This is a genomic window from Moorena sp. SIO3I6 (assembly GCF_010672095.1).
Window position 1 is genome coordinate 1 of sequence record NZ_JAAHHU010000019.1, and the last position, 17,349, is coordinate 17,349.

General features: G+C 44.4%; 18 protein-coding genes and 2 pseudogenes. 10 read left to right on the forward strand and 10 right to left on the reverse strand.

All coding sequences use genetic code 11. The features are described 5' to 3' along the window. Positions 1-362 (forward strand): annotated as a pseudogene (locus tag F6K49_RS08375) (hypothetical protein); the annotation flags it as partial. Between the two features lie 59 nt (positions 363-421). Here F6K49_RS08375 and F6K49_RS08380 read toward each other — a convergent pair. The 5 genes from F6K49_RS08380 to F6K49_RS08400 form a co-directional block, all read right to left on the reverse strand. Next, positions 422-982 carry a 5-formyltetrahydrofolate cyclo-ligase gene (locus tag F6K49_RS08380; RefSeq protein ID WP_293025350.1) on the reverse strand — a complete coding sequence of 187 codons (561 nt, stop codon included), beginning with the start codon at positions 980-982 and terminating at the stop codon, positions 422-424. Positions 983-1,255: 273 nt separating this feature from the next. Further along, entirely contained in the window at positions 1,256-1,987 is a 732-nt protein-coding gene (locus tag F6K49_RS08385) for a sugar transferase (protein WP_293025351.1), read from the reverse strand. A 100-nt stretch (positions 1,988-2,087) separates the two neighbouring features. Beyond that, the gene (locus F6K49_RS08390; RefSeq protein ID WP_293025352.1) at positions 2,088-3,218 is read right to left on the reverse strand and encodes a glycosyltransferase; all 1,131 of its coding nucleotides are present in this window, start codon (positions 3,216-3,218) and stop codon (positions 2,088-2,090) included. Between the two features lie 270 nt (positions 3,219-3,488). Next, on the reverse strand, positions 3,489-3,878 hold the full coding sequence (locus F6K49_RS08395) for a hypothetical protein (RefSeq protein ID WP_293070579.1): 390 nt from the start codon (positions 3,876-3,878) through the stop codon (positions 3,489-3,491). Between the two features lie 377 nt (positions 3,879-4,255). Then, complete coding sequence (locus tag F6K49_RS08400) at positions 4,256-4,591, reverse strand: hypothetical protein (protein ID WP_293095775.1); 336 nt, start codon at positions 4,589-4,591, stop codon at positions 4,256-4,258. Positions 4,592-5,098: 507 nt separating this feature from the next. Here F6K49_RS08400 and F6K49_RS08405 point away from each other — a divergent pair. The 3 genes and pseudogenes from F6K49_RS08405 to F6K49_RS08415 form a co-directional block, all read left to right on the forward strand. Continuing rightward, entirely contained in the window at positions 5,099-5,779 is a 681-nt protein-coding gene (locus F6K49_RS08405; RefSeq protein ID WP_293025355.1) for a hypothetical protein, read from the forward strand. Positions 5,780-6,349: 570 nt separating this feature from the next. Further along, positions 6,350-8,095, forward strand: coding sequence for an ABC transporter ATP-binding protein (locus tag F6K49_RS08410; protein WP_293025356.1), 1,746 nt, complete (start codon positions 6,350-6,352; stop codon positions 8,093-8,095). A gap of 597 nt (positions 8,096-8,692) precedes the next feature. After that, positions 8,693-8,914 (forward strand): annotated as a pseudogene (locus F6K49_RS08415) (ATP-binding protein); the annotation flags it as partial. Here F6K49_RS08415 and F6K49_RS08420 read toward each other — a convergent pair. Continuing rightward, positions 8,856-9,968, reverse strand: a complete 1,113-nt coding sequence (locus F6K49_RS08420) for an FHA domain-containing protein (protein ID WP_293025357.1) — start codon at positions 9,966-9,968, stop codon at positions 8,856-8,858. The pseudogene F6K49_RS08415 and the gene F6K49_RS08420 overlap by 59 nt on opposite strands. Before the next feature lie 97 nt (positions 9,969-10,065). Between F6K49_RS08420 and F6K49_RS08425 the strand changes: the two genes are divergently transcribed. From F6K49_RS08425 to F6K49_RS08445, 5 genes are all read left to right on the forward strand, one after another. Further along, the gene (locus F6K49_RS08425) at positions 10,066-10,242 is read left to right on the forward strand and encodes a hypothetical protein (protein WP_293046679.1); all 177 of its coding nucleotides are present in this window, start codon (positions 10,066-10,068) and stop codon (positions 10,240-10,242) included. Between the two features lie 278 nt (positions 10,243-10,520). Then, positions 10,521-10,733, forward strand: a complete 213-nt coding sequence (locus F6K49_RS08430; protein ID WP_293025358.1) for a hypothetical protein — start codon at positions 10,521-10,523, stop codon at positions 10,731-10,733. Between the two features lie 634 nt (positions 10,734-11,367). After that, positions 11,368-11,757: a peptidoglycan-binding domain-containing protein gene (locus tag F6K49_RS08435; RefSeq protein WP_293025359.1), complete on the forward strand. Its 390-nt coding sequence runs from the start codon at positions 11,368-11,370 to the stop codon at positions 11,755-11,757. 325 nt (positions 11,758-12,082) lie between these two features. Next, positions 12,083-12,526, forward strand: coding sequence for a peptidoglycan-binding domain-containing protein (locus F6K49_RS08440; protein WP_229415272.1), 444 nt, complete (start codon positions 12,083-12,085; stop codon positions 12,524-12,526). 724 nt (positions 12,527-13,250) lie between these two features. Then, positions 13,251-13,691, forward strand: a complete 441-nt coding sequence (locus F6K49_RS08445; RefSeq protein WP_229415271.1) for a peptidoglycan-binding domain-containing protein — start codon at positions 13,251-13,253, stop codon at positions 13,689-13,691. 429 nt (positions 13,692-14,120) lie between these two features. Here the strand turns inward: F6K49_RS08445 and F6K49_RS08450 are convergent, their stop codons facing one another. Then, entirely contained in the window at positions 14,121-14,348 is a 228-nt protein-coding gene (locus F6K49_RS08450) for a hypothetical protein (protein ID WP_293095779.1), read from the reverse strand. A gap of 686 nt (positions 14,349-15,034) precedes the next feature. On the opposite strand from F6K49_RS08450, the gene F6K49_RS08455 reads away from it, so the two are divergent. After that, positions 15,035-15,166: a hypothetical protein gene (locus F6K49_RS08455; RefSeq protein WP_293095782.1), complete on the forward strand. Its 132-nt coding sequence runs from the start codon at positions 15,035-15,037 to the stop codon at positions 15,164-15,166. Between the two features lie 29 nt (positions 15,167-15,195). Here F6K49_RS08455 and F6K49_RS08460 read toward each other — a convergent pair whose 3' ends face one another. From F6K49_RS08460 to F6K49_RS08470, 3 genes are read right to left on the reverse strand one after another with little or no spacing between them, the layout of a single operon-like run. Beyond that, positions 15,196-15,363 (reverse strand): hypothetical protein, encoded by a 168-nt coding sequence (locus F6K49_RS08460; protein WP_293041779.1) that lies wholly within the window; start codon positions 15,361-15,363, stop codon positions 15,196-15,198. 30 nt (positions 15,364-15,393) lie between these two features. Continuing rightward, positions 15,394-16,407 carry a tetratricopeptide repeat protein gene (locus F6K49_RS08465; protein WP_293041776.1) on the reverse strand — a complete coding sequence of 338 codons (1,014 nt, stop codon included), beginning with the start codon at positions 16,405-16,407 and terminating at the stop codon, positions 15,394-15,396. Then, positions 16,377-17,150, reverse strand: a complete 774-nt coding sequence (locus tag F6K49_RS08470; RefSeq protein ID WP_293095784.1) for an RNA polymerase sigma factor — start codon at positions 17,148-17,150, stop codon at positions 16,377-16,379. The genes F6K49_RS08465 and F6K49_RS08470 overlap by 31 nt, the downstream gene beginning before the upstream one ends. Positions 17,151-17,349: the final 199 nt, after the last annotated feature.

The following is a 17,349-nucleotide window of genomic DNA, read 5'->3' on the forward strand; positions in this document are numbered from 1 at the left end:
CCTATTTTTATTTCCAGGCTCAGCAAAAAGCCCAACTCGAAGGTACTGGGTCTGTGGACGAGTCATATTTTCGTTATGACGGTCCAATTCCCCAGTCCCAGGAAACTGGTGTAGTTATGTTAGCTGACGCCTGTGAAGCGGCTCTACGCTCACTCAAAGAGGTTACTCCGGAAACGGCTCTTACGGTGGTCAATAAAATTCTCAAAGCTCGCTGGCAGGACAACCAATTAGTGGATTCTGGGCTAACCCGACAGGATTTATCAAAAATTGCCCAAGTCTTCATCAGAGTTTGGCAACAATATAATCACCAACGTATTGCTTATCCAAAGGGAGCACTTAATTGTCAGTCGTCTCCTAAATGAAGTACGAAGTCTCCAGTTTTTGTAGACAAAGAGTATTAAACAGTATAAAACACAGAATTTCAGATCTGTTCCACCTTCTTGAATCCTGTTTCTGTACAAACACTGTGCAAGTCTTTATCCCACTGATCAATGGGTAGTTGAGGTATATAGGCAAATTCAAATACAATGCCGATCCTAGGAATAGAATCCCACTCTGGTGAATTAAGCAATCGGTCATAGAAACCACCACCGTAGCCCAAACGATACCCCCGCTGGTCACAAGCCACAGCGGGGACAAGGATTAAATTCACATCCTTTGGCTCTAGGCTGGTAGAATTAGGTAATGGTTCTAAAATACCGTAATTTCCTTTTTGCAAGGGTTCGCCCGCCTTCCAGGTATGCCATAAGAGAGATTTTCCCACACATCTCGGTAGTCCCCAACAGTGCTTAGTGTCTGTAAATAGGGGACTTAGATCTGGTTCTTTTCGAAAACTGAAATAGGCTAAGACTGTTTGTGGCTGGGTCACTAGGACGCCAGATTGCAGATGGGTACAAATGCGATCGCTTTTTTGCCGCCATTCTTCTACAGACATAGACTGGCGCTTTTGAAGCAGGGATCGGCGTAGTTCTGCTTTGTTCATCTGATCTTCCCTCCGCTTTGATAGGGCGATCATATCAACAAACTATGCTGATAGTGGGTAATCATACCGAGTTGCATTTATAGGTAGTAGATAGGAGCTTGTTTACTCCCATCTCCCCATTCCGTTCAATTGAGCCCTTAAGCAATAAATAATAGGTTAAATAATAGGTTTGAGAGCAACTTGGTATCAGTAATGGGTAATTGGCAACTGGGCTTATTACCCATTACCCATTACCCATTACCTAATCTCTCCTCTAGCAGGTACCAGTTACCTCTAGTAAGCACCGTTATTTTTGGGAAAAATAATAACACCAATGGTTTTCAATATGATCCATAAATCCAGCCAAAAATTCCGGAAACTGACATAGTAAACATCAATTTGCACACGGCGGTGGTAAGGTATGTCATTGCGTCCAGAAACCTGCCATAAGCCAGTAATTCCGGGTCGAATTCTCAAGACTTTATCCATGTGACGCCCGTATTTGGGCAATTCCTCTGGCACTAACGGTCTTGGACCAACCACACTCATCTGTCCGTTGAGTACATTCCAGAACTGAGGAAACTCATCTAAGCTAGTCAGCCGTAGAAATTTTCCAATTCCAGTAATTCGAGGATCATCCTTGAGCTTGTAATTATCCTGAAATTCCTCTCGTATCTGAGGGGATTTTTCGATCATCTCTAGCAACATTTCGTCTGCATTTTCCACCATAGTTCTGAATTTCAGGCAAGCAAAAGGTTTGTAGTCTTTACCCACCCGCTCCTGAACATAAAAAATTGGTCCAGGTGAGCTGATCATAATTAGCAATGCCAGTAGCAGGTAAACGGGAAAAAACGAAATCAGAACTGATAGGGAAAAGGTAACATCAAACAGTCGCTTGGCAAAATTTCCGTCTAAGCGATAGCGAGTCAGATTCTTGTGTATACGACGTGAAGCGAGGGGCTGAAAACCTCGCTTCACGAATGCTCGCAATATCTTGACGGAGTTAAGTTGGCTTTCGGCAGTCATCTCACTCCTTCAATTCACACCACACGTCATAATCATAAAGCTACGAGACACTCGCTATAGCCCATAGCCAGCTCGGATATTTAATTTTTTACCAGAGAAATTAAAACTGGTAGTCTTGATAACACTTTTCCAGAAATGTCAGGTAGCGATCAGCAAAAATGTTGGGGGCAAATTTGGCAGCGTTTAACCGGCTCGCTTCCCGATTAAACTTTCCTGCCAAGGTCTCAAAGGTTTCCATGGCTTCAATCAAAGCCTCTGAGCTTTGGTCTGGAAACAATAGACCTGTACCACTGTCTAAATGTTGCCGAATATCTAGAACTGTTTCTAGTGCCCCACCAGCACCATAGGCAATCACCGGCGTACCACAAGCTTGGGCTTCCACCAGGGCAATGCCGAAATCCTCACAGGCAGCATAGACAAACCCTTTAGCTTTAGCCATATACTGCTCAACCACCTGATTGGGTTGAAATCCCAAAAATTTTACATTCTTGTGAGCCAAGTTGCGAATCCCTGCTAAATCTGAGCCATCACCAATCACCACTAGAGGGTATCCCAGTTGATTAAAAGCTTGAACAATTAAAGATACTTGTTTGTAACTTACTATCCGGGAAACGGTCAGATAAAAATCTTCTTTTTCTTCCTGGAAAGGAAAACGTTCAATATTAACCGGTGGGTAAATCACTTCAGCCCTACGCCGATAGCAGCGCCAGATCCGCCGTGCTGTGTGATGAGAGTTGGCAATAAAGTAATCCACCCGATTTGCTGTAATCACGTCCCACTGACGTAACCGATGAAGCAGATAGCGAGTGATCAACCCTGGAAAACCCTGTCCCATAGCACTACTGCGCAAATAATCAAACGTCAAGTCCCAGGCATAACGCATGGGCGTATGGCAGTAGCAGATATGCAGTTGTTGGGGACTAGTAAGGACACCCTTGGCAACAGCATGGGAAGAGGAGAGAATAACATCATACTCCCCTAGTTCCAGCTGTTCAATCGCTAAGGGTAGCAGCGGCAGATATTTCTGAACCCCGTTACGAGCGAAGGGTAAGTTCTGTAGGAAGGTTGTGCCAATAGAACGCTGATATAGATAACTCTGGGGATTGGTTGATTCAAAATCAATCAGGGCGTACAGGTCGGCATCAATGTGTTTGAGTATTTCTTGAACTACCAGTTCCGAGCCACCAGTTGCTTTGGGAGTCAACCACTCATGAACCAAGGCATATTTCATGAGATATCAACGGCAGATTGTTTAAATATACTAATAGCAGTACTTGACAAACGAAACATACCATAGACTTCAATGGTAAATTTACGATAGACCTAGCAGATACGGTATTTTGGGTATTGCCTAAGCAGGATATAAAAATATAGGGTTTTTCAGCTGCGCTCTAGACGGCGATTCTATAGCGCAGTCAGCCCGCCACAAGAAATCTAAACAACCTGTCTGGCAATACAGACGTCGAGGTAATAATAGGGTTTTATTAATTGTTTCAACCCCCTAGTTAGCTGAGCAATAGGTATTAATATCCGCCACTAATTTTGGTTCTGGGGTGGTGGCTTTCTGCAAATTGCTCAAGGCTTCCTCAGCAGCTGAGCGGTCTTGCTTCTTAAAAGCCTCTACAAAGTCGCGAGTCGCCTTGCTGGTATTGCGATACATCTTAATAAAACCAGCTTGATAGTCTTGGAGCTGTTCGTCCTTAACTATTATCGATTCCATGTCTTGAGATGCCCCCTCCATAGCATCAGCTGCCTGGAGCATTGCCTCGGGATCGCTTGATTCTCCACCATTAGTCAGGGTTTTAGCTTCTTCAACTGCCTGGTTCGCCACTTCAATAATCTTCTGACATTCAACTTTTTGGCCACTACAGCTAACGGTCAATAAGCTCATGAGTACACTCACCGTAACAAGGAGGAAGTACCGCGTTGGAAAATGCATTAATGCTCTCCTAATCAGTTTTGGGTACTCTCGTTGTGGTAGCATATTTTTACCATGCTGAAAAGCTTTAGCTTGAATTCCACAACACTCCACTCTTCAATGCACGGCGCTCAGAGTCAGGATAGGGTGAGCGGGTGGGTCTAGGCTGACATTGAGCAATTTATTGTCAATAAACCTGTAAATAATCCCCAAAAGTTTTGAGCGGTTTTGACAGGCGAAAGTATGGTAAAAAAGGGCTTTAGCCTTCTTGTAACCGCACAGCCGTTCGCTGACACCCCATACCCAGTCTCAATAGACAAGCTTGGTGCTTAAATCAAGGGCAAGGAAGGTCAGTGTTCCCCTGTTTCAATAGCTGCAGCAAGCTTTTGCAAGGTTTGTGTGACTTGCTCAAGCTGTTTTAGAGACTCATTTTGAGTTTCTGCCAAGGTTTGCACCGCATCACTGAGAGCAAAAAGCTGGTAGCCTTGTTGTTGAACTTGCTGCCCTTGGTTTTGTACTTGAATGACAAAGTTATCGACCCGGTCAGCTAGACGGTCTATGGTTTCGGTAGTGGCAAGCACTGCCTCTCCGATTTGTCCAACAATTAATTCCAAACGACTGATGCGGTTTTCCACCGTCAGCGACTCTTGTATGGTAGGAGTCGTGTTGTATGAAGTGTTTCCCATTTGAGCTGGTTTATCCACCGGCAACGTTTTCAATCAAACAAACATCAATATCGGCCATCAATATCGGCCATCAATATCATCGGCGCGAGGCAAACAGGCATGGAGTATGAAGTCTTGCCTAGTCTGCTATTAAATGGGGTTAGATCCAAATATCCCCTCTTAATTCGCCAAGAGTATTCTATGATTATTGGTTGAACTAGCCAAATTTCAACCCCTTTGACAGAAAACGTTTCCTAGTTTGATCGCACTCACACCAATTTCAAAGTGACGCTTTTCAGCCAATGGCAAGTATAATGCCGGTGTTAAGGCAATTCAGACTGGGGTGATTTACCTGTTGAGAGATTCCTCAAACTGAGCATGTCCCCCCAATTTGAGGGATGTATGCCTATCAAATTACCACAGTTTATCAATTAGCCGAATACGACTAGCCGGATAGGACGTTGAGTTGTCGGATCAAACTTCCACAACAAACAGCTAACGGTCAAAAACTTACAATGGTATTCACTTATGCAACTACTATTTCTAGTCCTGCTATGGGTAGTGCTTGGATTTTTGCTCGCCAAGCTGCTGCTCGAAATCATCCCTAAACAGTATTTCACCTGGCTTGGGGGGTTTTTGGTTTTTGCCATCATTGTCCTGCTGTTTTTCCGCCCAAACAATGCCCTGGTTTCACCGATATGGACAATTCTCTCACTTCCCTTTCAACCATTGGGCTTAGCACTTGTGCTGTGGTTCCTAGGAGCAATGCGAATTAAAGGTGACAATATCTCTAACCCAGGACCTACCTTGATTTGGACAGGATTTTTTGTCTTGCTTGTGGCCAGCACCCCTTTTCTATCTAATCGGCTGGCTCAACTTCTCGGGCCTGGAGTCGTTCAAAACCAACCTGCGGTTCAAATGGCGAAAACAATTGGGTGGCAGGAGGAAACCCTCACTGCATTTGTCCCCAATGGGGAATCAATTCAGCTTACTACTAATGCTAGTCCTTTCCCTAGGGACGCTGTGTTGGCTCAACTTGTTCCACCCAATCAAGCCATTGGCATCCGAGCTTTTATTCCTTCTATCGGAGCCCTTGAGCAGACTACCGGGGTAATTAACACCTTCTTTAGCAATATTTTGTTCCAACTACGAGGAGGACGAGTTACCGGCACAGAAGTTGAATCGCCGACCGCAAGAGATGTTTCTTGACATATAGAGGTGCAACTATTAGCCTTATAGCTATCTAAACCTTGTCAAACACTATTCATTGTTTTACACTGAAATAAGTTAGTAACTTGTTTAACAAGGGAACACTACCGCCCAACGAAGAACTAAAAGCTGATAAGCTGGTCGTAAGTTAAGCGACGTAAAATAATGGACTGAGTGAAGTTACAGTGCGGTTTGAGAGTAGGCCGAGAGCCTCCATCAATAAAATTAGCGCAATGCTTTTGGCATTGCTTTGTCGGCAACAACCATTAGTTTTCACGCTTTGCTATACCATCGTCCTATCTGCTTGTAAGTAGGTTTGTACAGGTTAAATGTTGCACCTGATGTTAACTACCCACATTAACCCGATCGGGTATAGTGTGGGTTTCTGGTTTAATTGGAAGTAAACCGATACCACCCTCAGCTCTCACCTTCAGTAAGGGTCGATGATTTATCCTGATCTGCGGTTCCATTGAGGGTAATTACTCCCCGAATTTTTGGTGAAAGGTTAAGCCTAAAGGAGGGGTATGGTTGAATATTGTAACCAGGACTGGAATTGTATAGTATTGTAACATGCTGAATTCCCGTCTAAAAAAACTGCTGCTTTACCTGCGCCCATACTGGCGACAGTCAGCCCTAGGTATTTTTGCCCTCCTTATTGTCAATGGACTTGGTGTTTATATCCCCTTACTGATCAGGGATACTATTGACGAGTTGAGTCAAACCCTGAGCTTCGACCAAGTCGGGAGCTTTGTGCTGCTTATTTTGATACTCACCTCATTGATGTGGGGGATTCGGATGGTTTCGCGCATCCTATTGTTTGGAGTGGGGCGCAAAGTTGAATTTGACCTGAAGCAGCGGATTTTTAAGCATTTGCTGACATTGGAACCAGCCTATTTTTCTCAGAACACGATAGGTGATTTGATTAACCGAGCCACCAGTGATGTGGATAATATTCGGCGTCTATTGGGGTTTGCAGTTTTGAGTCTGGCGAATACGGTGTTTGCCTACTGTTTGACCCTGCCGGTTATGATTGCCATTGATCCGTGGTTGACGTTCTTAGCATTGGCGGTTTATCCGTTGATGTTGATTATTGTCAAGCTATTTAGTGAGAAACTGCGCAGCCAACAACAAGAAGTCCAGGAGAAACTTTCTAACCTCAGTGAGCTGATTCAGGAAGATATGAGTGGTATCGCCATGATTAAAATCTACGCTCAGGAAGAAAACGAGCGTCGTGCGTTCCATCAGCTCAATCAGCAGCTTTTGGGAGCAAATCTCAATTTGGCAAGAACACGAAACTTTCTGTTTCCGATAGTTGAGGCTCTTACCTACCTCAGCTTACTGGTGCTTTTAAGCATTGGTCCTGGTTCCATTGAGTCCGGTGCTATTAGTATTGGTGACTTTGTGGCGCTGATTATTTACACTGAACGTTTAGTCTTCCCCACAGCACTGCTAGGGTTTACCATCACTGCTTATCAACGTGGTGAAGTGAGTATTGATCGTATTGAGTCGATTCTCTTGGCTCAGCCTCGGATTACAAATGCCCCAGATTCGGTTAGCCTGCCAACGCCAGTAAGGGGTAAGCTCAAGGCTGTCAACTTGAGTTACACTTACCCCGGCAGCAAAACTCCTGCCCTGAAAAATGTTAGCTTCACGATTAATGCAGGTGAGACAGTAGCGATTGTGGGAGCCATTGGTTGTGGAAAATCTACCCTGGCTAATGCCTTGCCTCGTTTGCTGGATATTCAAGCTAGTCAACTGTTTTTGGATGGATATGATACTACTAAGCTGCCCTTGCAGGACTTGCGGAATGCGATCGCATATGTTCCTCAAGACAGCTTCTTGTTCAGCACTAGCATTAAAAACAATATCTGCTACGGTATACCAATCAGCGAACACTCAGAGGTAGAATACGCAGCTTCGCAATCCCAAATTCACCCGGAAATTATGAATTTCCCCCAGCAGTACGAAACAATTGTTGGGGAAAGGGGAATAACCCTCTCTGGGGGGCAGCGACAACGTACTGCTTTAGCTAGAGCTCTGCTGATGGATGCACCAGTGCTGATTCTTGATGATGCCCTTTCCAGTTTGGATAATCAGACAGCAACCCAAATTCTGGACAATCTCTCGGAAGGAGTCCAGCGCAAAACTGTAATTTTTATCTCCCATCAACTTTCAGCTGCTGCCAAGGCTGACCGGATTTTGGTCATGGACGCAGGGGAAATTGTCCAAACTGGTTCTCATGGTGAACTTCTACAACAACCCGGTATTTATCGCTTTCTTTGGGAGCAGCACCAATTAGAAGAAGTATTGCAGTAGTTATTGCACTAGTTAACCTACCTAATAGCTAATAGCTTATCAACGGGACTGGCCGGATTCGAACCGGCGACCTAGCGCTTCAGATTGGTGTGAGTTTCCCCACTCTCTGGACTATACCTTCACCCTAGGTTAATACCCCTTAAGGTTAATACCCCTTAGGTGGTGGCCGTCTAGTCTCTCCACCTTCCTGCATTTAACCAAGGGCGATGACTCGCACACAGATTCAGGCTTGGCTCGGTATTGCCTTAGAGTACTGAGTAAGCTAAATACCCCTTAGGTTTCACCGAATTTGACCACATTCACTCACGGAATTTCTTCCATGGTGCCCGATTTTTCAGGAGGCGCTTGCTCTATCCAGCTGAGCCACAGCCCCAATCGCAATATACCCGTATATTATCACAAAAGCTGTTAATCAAGCATCGATAGCCATACCTAATCAGGGTTGAATACCCCCGTTAACCCAACTGGTAATAGGTAATGGGTAATCGAACCCAATTTTTACGCAGTTTGTTGGTTGACGCTCTTGCCTAGAAAAGTGGGAACTATAGAACTAATCCCGATTAGCTCCCATATTGGGGAAGAATATGTTCCGGTCATGGCTCGAATGTAGAAAATATTTCTGGTACTGGACTGGGGTTAGCTATTGTCAAAAAATGTGTCGATATCCATGGCGGGACAATTAGTCTAAACAGTGATGTCAGTGTTGGCACTACGTTTACGGTCATGCTGCCTCGTAGAGTATTAGATGCGGATCAACTGCTCAAGGTAACTGGAAAGTCCATTCCTGATTACCAATCTGGATCACATTTCCTGCACTGAGCCAAAAGGGTTGATGGGAGGTAAGCCGCTGTTGGTCCACAAAAGTACCATTGGAACTACCAACATCAATGATTTGATAGCGCACTTTATCCTGAGGCTCTGGAATTTGGAGAATTTGGGCATGGTTGCGAGAACACATCGCATCTTCTAACACTAGGGTGTTCGTGGGTTCTCTGCCAATGGTGAAAGGATTAGCAGACAAAACAATGATGGCACCGGATGAACGGTTTACTAAACGCCCCTTGCTTGGTGGGGTAGGATTGGAAAAAAGTACGGTTGGGGCAAGTACTGGTTGATCGCGAATCGGCAGACTGGGTGTGGCGGCTGATTCGTCTGGAATTGTAGCCCTAGGTACTTCCTGATTGACAATGGAGTGTTTAGAGTTAGCTTCTCCACCAGGCAGGATATTGACTTGCTGGATTGGTGGTGGGGAGAGTTCTGGGCGACCAGCATTGGCAATCTGCATTTTTAGGACGGCTTCATGTTCTGCTTCCTGTCGAGCACTCATCCCTTCGACTTGACGAATTATCCCCCGTGTGTTAGGAAAGCTGATGTCACTGACTCGCACATCTTCGATGGAAAAGCCTACGGTATAGTAAACGTCAACATGGTCGAGAACGTATTGTCGGACTTCTACTCGTCCCTGATTGGTTAACTGTTCCATCCTCAGGTGACTAATTGCTACTCCTAAACTATCTTTAACGGCACTAGTTAGGGCAGCAATGGGGTCAGATATTTCTAGGGCAACTCGTTTGGCATCTACGACTTGATACATTACATTCAAAGAGACATTGACAAGATACTGATCCCGGGATAGAAAGTCTCCCTGAGAGGTAATGGGCAAGTGCCGGAGTTTGCTGTCTACTAGGAGCAGTTCACATTTTTCTAGCCAGGGTAGGGCAAAGCTGACATGACGCCCTGGTTTCCATACCCGCACACACCGACCATTTTTGACAAATAAAGCGATATAGCCTGCCCCGATAAAGTCCATGCTCCACCCTGCCCAACGGTCTGGGGTCAGGGTTTGAATCAGTGGGGGTGAGTTACCAGACATTAGATTTTGTTTAGAGGAGTGATGGGGGTAGTGCTTTTTTTAGCATTCCGCCGACAGGATGGTCCGATGGAATGCTGCCTGATCAATAGGTAGATGAATGTGGGACAGGGATTTACTGAAACTGACTGAATCAATTATAGCGCTACGCGCAAGTCAGAAGTTAGAAGTCAGAAGTCAAAAGGCAAAAGTGGGGAGGGTGGGAAGTGTGGGGAGAGGGGGAGATGGGGAGATCTCACAGGGGTTCCCACCACAAATCATTTTTGCGATCGCGTAGCGTGACCGTAGGTCAATCGCACTTTTATAATTTATAAATTCTAATTTAGAATTAGTTCAGTCTTCAGTCTCCATTCTTCAGTCTCCATTCTTCAGTCTCCATTCTTCATTCTTCAGTCTCCATTCTTCATTCTTCATTCTCCATTCTTCATTCTTCATTCTTCATTCTTCATTTTGCCGATTCCCGATTTCTTAATAAAAAAAATTTCTAAACCCCTTGACAAAAGATTAACTTATTGATAAATTAATAGTGTCCACAAAATCAATCCATAATTTCAGATGAGTAACAATTTTCCTCCTTCCGACAACCAAAGTCCTAAACCCAAGAAAGCCAAGCTCTTTTTGATCGGTTCTCCTGAAAAGGTTCGCAAAACAATTAATGCCATTTATTCCCTTAAGTATGCGGAACCAGACGAGTGGAGCACTCCGGAGCCGACGGGAAAACCTGGTGAGGTTATGACCTTTTTGATTCGATATTTTTACGTAGATTAAGATAGGATTTTGCCAGGGTTGCCCCCTGGCAAATCAGGACTGGCGAAGGATGTTTTGTGGAGGAATATGAAGCAGCATCAAGCAAAATGAGTTGGAATGTTATTGCTTTCCAGTAGTTGCTGACTAACTCGGGAATCATGTCATAGTTGATCTGAAATTATCGATAGTTGAGTGCAGCTCAGCTGTATTTGTGGAACGTTAAAGTACAGAATTCGGTCAAGGATTGGGGTTAACCCAAACTTGACCGATTTTTTTTTAGGGAGATAGGGAGATAGTGCAGTGTGTTCGCGTAGCGTGACCTATGGTCAATGGCGAAGCGCTAGCTTTTTGGGCTAATCGCCTATCTTGTATGGTGCGTTAAAAAGTGTAGCGCACCTGTTTTGCTATCAGTAATGGGTTCGCGTAGCGGCTCGTACCGAGCATCGCGTAGCAGCTCGTACCGAGCATCGCTTTCTCAACAAACACACTGAAACGGCTACAAGTTAGGTTAAAAAAGGGTTTTGAGCTTTGAAGTGGGGTTAATGGGGTGAGTTGAGATCAAAAAATTGGTGCTAACTCGAAAAATTCCAAAATTGGGTTTTGAGATCGTCTTAAGGGTGTAGAGACAAAAGACAGAGAATAAAAACTTTGTCCAATGTCGAAACCTGAAAAGGTATTCCATCGTAAACGTCAAATCATTAAGGAAAAGAAATCCCTCATGGCAACTAACACTATCAATTCTAACTCTGTACTAGCTAATGGTTCTCAAGTAACTAGTCAGGCTAACGCTGCTTACGTCACCCACCTACCAGTTTTGAAAAAGGGAACAGCCGGTGAAGCTGTCCGCTTTCTCCAGCAGTTCTTAAATTGCTACACGGGCTATTATTTGGTTCTTGACGGACAGTTTGGCTCCCAAACAGAACAGGCAGTAAGGGATTTCCAAAGCAACTACAACTACTTCGACAAATCTAATCCTGACTACTTGATTGTAGATGGGATTGTCGGGAAAGAAACCTATCGTGCCATCGGTAATATGTTTTGCTAAAGATCCCAAATTAGTGCGTTCGCGTAGACGGTAAATCGCGAAGCGCTCTTTGGACTAATGCCTGATATTGTCGGGTGCGTTAACAACGTGTAACGCACCTTTTTTGCTATCAGTAATGGGTTCGGGTAGCGGCTCCGAGCTTTTTCCCCCAACACACTGAAACGGCTAAAAGTTAGGTTTTAAAAGGGTTTTGGGCTTTGAAATGGGTTTGAATGGCGTGAGTCGATATCAAAAAATTGGTGCTAACTCGAAAAATTCCAAAATAGGGTTTTGAGATCGTCTTAAGGGTGTAGAGACAAAAGACAGAGAATAAAAACTTTGTCCAATGTCGAAACCTGAAAAGGTATTCCATCGTAAACGTCAAATCATTAAGGAAAAGAAATCCATCATGCTAACTAACACTATCAATTCTAAATCTGCACTAGCTAATGGTTCTGCACTAGCTAATGGTTCTGCACCAGCTAATGGTTCTGCACTAGCTAATGGTTCTGAAGTAACTAGTCAGGCTAACGCTGCTTACGTCACCCACCTACCAGTTTTGAAAAAGGGAAAAGCCGGTGAAGCTGTCCGCTTTCTCCAGCAGTTATTAATTTGCTACATGGGCTATTCTTTGGTTTTTGACGGACAGTTTGGCCCCCAAACAGAACAGGCAGTAAGGAATTTCCAAAGCGACTACAACTACCAGGGCAAATCTAATCCTGACTACTTGATTGTAGATGGGATTGTCGGGAAAGAAACCTATCGTGCCATCGGTAATATGTTTTGCTAAAGATCCCGAATTAGTAGGGATATAGCACAGGGCGGTGAACTCAGCCCCTGCTCACCGCCCGTTACAATCATCTGATCACTGGTGACTGGTCACTGAATTACTCCCAACTCAACCCAAAATGCCTCGCCGCATCCTGGCAATTAAGGCGGTATCATCTGAAGAGCAGGTCATAATTCTACAATAAATTCTTGACCAAAATCAAGTCCTAAACCTAAACAATTTCAAAATATATAATATCTAACTACCGACCAAACTCCCTCAAGTTTACCTCTGAACAGCCCCCGTTAAGGGGGTTTTTTGATGCTAACAGAATCCCAGGAAGTCCCGACCGGCTATTTGGTCTATACAGCTCGTTACTGTTAGTAATTAATCCAATTTAGCCTTATCTTGTACTCTCTGTAACAAATACAAGGGCAGGGATATAGCCTCGGTTGCACCAGGGGTAAATTGTCCCTGGTGCATCTCATATTTGTAAAAAATAAGGGGCGGGGGCGCGGGAAGTGTGGGAATTTTTGCCTAATTTCATCCATTGAGATGCACCCAATTGTCCCTGACACTGAAACGGCTACAAGTTAGATGGCAAGAGGGGTTTGAGAGGTCAAGTAGGTTTAATGGGGTGAGTCGATCGACAAAAATTGGTGCTAACTCGAAAAATTCCAAAATAGGGTTTTGATATCGTCTTAAAGGTGTAGAGACAAAAGACAGAAAATAAAAACTTTGTCCAATGTCGAAACCTGACAAGGTATTCCATCGTAAACGTCAAATCATCAAGGAAAAGAAATCAATCATGGGAACTAACACTATCAATTCTAACTCTGTACTAGCTAATGGTTCTGCACTAGCTAATGGTTTGGCACTAGCTAATGGTTCTGAAGTAACTAGTCAGGCTAACGCTGCTTACGTCACCCACCTACCAGTTTTGAAAAAGGGAAAAGCCGGTCAAGCTGTCCGCTTTCTCCAGCAGTTCTTAAATTGCTACATGGGCTATTATTTGGTTATTGACGGACAGTTTGGCTCCCAAACAGAACAGGTAGTAATGAAGTTCCAAAGCGACTACAACGAAACCCTCTACGAATCTGATCCTAACCACTTGATTGTTGATGGGATTGTCAGTAAAAAAACCTATCGTGCCATCGATGATATCTTGACTCTACGGTCATGCTAAATAAACACTTTGGCAAAGGGACTGAGGCCGTGGGCCACGCGGGGCGCGTTCGGAGCAGGGGAAAGAGGCCGTATTCAGAAAATTTTGCTAGTTAAATAGCCTAAGAACCCTTGTACCGTAAGCTTTCTGAGTTTTTTAACAAAACTCGCGGAATTCCCCACCGTCTTTCACGGTGGGGATGGATAGCGAGACGAGGACTTGTTGGGAATCGTGTTAGAATAAAGTTGGTTGATGACCCACCTGACTGACTAAAAGGCTACCTTCAAGGTGTAAAAGTACTAGCAGAGCTCAGGGAAGAGACTTGCCCCGGCTGGTTAGCCATAGAGCTGTAATTCCATGGTAAGTCTGTCGTAAAAGTTATACGTCTGCGGAAGGCGGATGTCTGCCTGTGGACGCTGAGTAAGACCAATTCCAGCAGGCGCGCGCCTCCTAGGTCGGGTTCCCCGGCCTAGGGTCGCTCCTCTGGTTGAGGCATCGGCGGATGAAGCGGGAAACCTCAAAGACGAATAAGACCGTCCCTGATTTGAGTTGAGAATTGGAAGCCCCAACCTCAGCGTTCGCGTAGCGTGACCAAAGGTCAAGCAGGTTGGGGTACTTCACCTGTCGGTTTAGCATAAAAGGTACTGAAGAAGCAATATCTTTTGCTAAAGATCCCAAATTAGTGCGTTCCCGTAGCGTGACCTACGGTCAATCGCGAAGCACTGCCCTTTGGGCTAATCCCTGATCTTGTCGGGTGCGTTAACCAAGTGTAACGCACCTCTTTAACTATCAGTAATACTTTCCCATAGCAGCTCTTTGCTGAGCATCGCTTATCCTAGGGTTAACACTCCCATGGGAAAATCCACAACTAAACGCTTTGTTCGTAACCACAAAACACCTAAAAGACTATTCACCAGTTGATCTCCTCCGGGTGCATCTCATTTTTGTTGTTTGACAAGGTGGTGCGTTACGGGGCGGGCTGTCTAAACCCTGGCGCTTGAGCGGAAAATGAGGCCCCCCTAACACACCCTACGCAACTTTTTTACAAATATGAGATGCACCCTCTCCTCCTAACACTTCAACCGTAAACTCCTCTTCCTCAATAACCACCTTTCCCTCATATAGCGTTTGTATTTGAGATGTGAACATAGGATTGATATCTCAAGGGAACAGGGAACAGGGAACAGGGAACAGTAGTCAAGATATCCGAGCAGTTTTTGGTATTATGATAAATCATCAGTAAACCCTGTATCTAACAGTGCCATTACGGCAAAAATCTCTCCATCATCAGACATCAAGCCAATTTCAAAAAACAACTCTCCTCGACTATTACGGCGGTTTGCATAACTATCAGGTACACAGGATTGTTTTCCTTCTTCCCTCTTCCCTCACTTCCCCTCCTGGGAGGGGTTAGGGGTGGGTTACTCTTCCCTGCTCCCTGCTCCCTGCTCCCTGCTCCCTGCTCCCTAAAAAACCAGAACTTTGTACCTAAATGAATTGCAAACCGCTTTAAATTCACCTTGGATCATATTATACCACAAGTTCCCGTTTCATTAATTCGCATAATAATACACTTTTTACCTGGATGTTGAGAACGGTATTTTGCCAGTGCTACCTTTTCATCTTCATCGATAAAATACTCCCCACTATCAGGTTCAATAATAATAAACCAATCATAATGCTCTTGAATCAATACGGTGCGTTACATTTCATGCTTCGCACCCTACAACTTACATAACGCTCCATAAACTAGCCAATTATTCGGGTATAGATGATCAGCTTTCTCAATAACTTCAACCGCCCTTTTATTTTCACCCCTATCAGACAAAAACCGGGAATAATAACACCAGCCATGAGGATTATTTGGGTACTCCTCAGTAAACTGCTTCAATATAGCCACGCTTTTTGCCGACTCTCCTCGCAACCGATAATAGTCAGCCTGCAACTTATGAGCATCAGCGGAGTGGGGAGCCAGTTTCAATACAGCATTAACTATCTTTTTAGTCTGCTTCCCTTCCTTACCCAATACTAATTTCATCCGGCAACGATAGGCCAAGCGTCGTTTTAAAACTGAGTAATCACCAGGGGCTAACTCTTCTGCTCTACTTAACCTCAACTCTGCTGACTGAAAATCACCCAGTATTAGGAGTGCATCATAACTGTGAATCATAGCAACAATATCATCTGGCTGAAGTAACAAGATTTGCTCAAAAGCTTTCAAAGCAGCGTGAGCATGATCCAGTTCCATCTCAACCCGCCCCAATGCCAGCCAGTGAGACGGATTTTCTGGCTCAGAAGATGCGGCTGTCTCAAAGGCTTTTACTGCTTTCTCTGGCTGACGGCGACAGACCTCTATCAAACCCCGGATATGATGCCCAGTAGCAACATTACTGGATAATGGCAAAGCACTCTCATAAACCTCAATTGCCTTAGCCACCTCTCCCATCAACTGTAAAAGTTTCCCCAGTTTCAACCTTACCTGAATTAATTGAGATTGCCGCTCAATAACTTGGTCATACTCCTTAACAGCCTGCTCCCAGTTTCCACTTTCATAGAGTAAATCAGCCAATTCCAACCGTTTTTTCCATCCAGAGGGATACTGCTGCACATAGTTAGTTAAGGTTTTCAACTTCTGCTGTTTTCGGGTGGTTTTTTTATCTAATAACAGTTGTACATTTAACTCGACCTTTGAAGACTGAGATAAGGTTACCAAACAGGGGTTAGTGTTTCTAGACATATCGCTGTTATCGCATAATTTATTTTATCATTAATTTGCTCAAAATGGCACTCTTTTGTCTTCGCATTTTGAGATTTAATCACGGAGTTTTTAGTTTTAAATTCATCCCAAATCTCATCCTTGTCAATCTCTTTTAACAAGGGGTAAGAATCATCTATTCCTGATAGATACCGCTTCAACTGCTTTTCCATAATTGCTCGCCCCTTTTGAATGCGTTTGTAAACGTTATCCACCGAGAGAGCAAGTTTTTTGGCAATGTCTGGGTAGGGTATATCTTGGTAAAAATGCAGCACAAAAGGCTCTCGCAGTTGGGGAGACAGAGCCTCTATTTCACGGCGGATGTACATTCGTAACTCGCGACGGAGAATAGCTGACTCAGGAGAGTACTCACTAGAAGCTAATGTCTGGTGTTCTCCCACTGCCATTTCTTCAATGCTCTCCATACCGATTGCACCTCTCTGGCGTTTTCGATGCAGATCTACGCAGAGGTTATGAGTCATTCGAGTTAGCCATGCTTTGGGATTAGTAATTTTTTCGGCGTGGTGTGGTAGTTTCTCCCACGCCTTGATTCTGGCCAGACTTAATGCTTCTTCAGCATTGGTGCGATCGCCTCCCATCCAAGTTACGCACCGACCGTAAAGATAGTCTTGATTGACCAGCCATAACTGCCAAAAGGCAGTGCGATCGCCAAGAGATATACTTTTTAATAGATTAATCTCGTCTAATTTTGTTTCTGTTTTCATTTTTTTGAAGAAAATTGAGTGAACTCTAAGTAGTCGTACAAAATTAGGTTTAACTGTCGAGATAGGGAACAGGGAGCAGGGAGCAGGGAGCAGGGAGCAGGTAAGAGTAACCCACCCCTAACCCCTCCCAGGAGGGCAGGGCTGTTTCATTCTCGCAAAAAATAGATGGGGAGATGGGGAGATGGGGAGATGGGGAGAA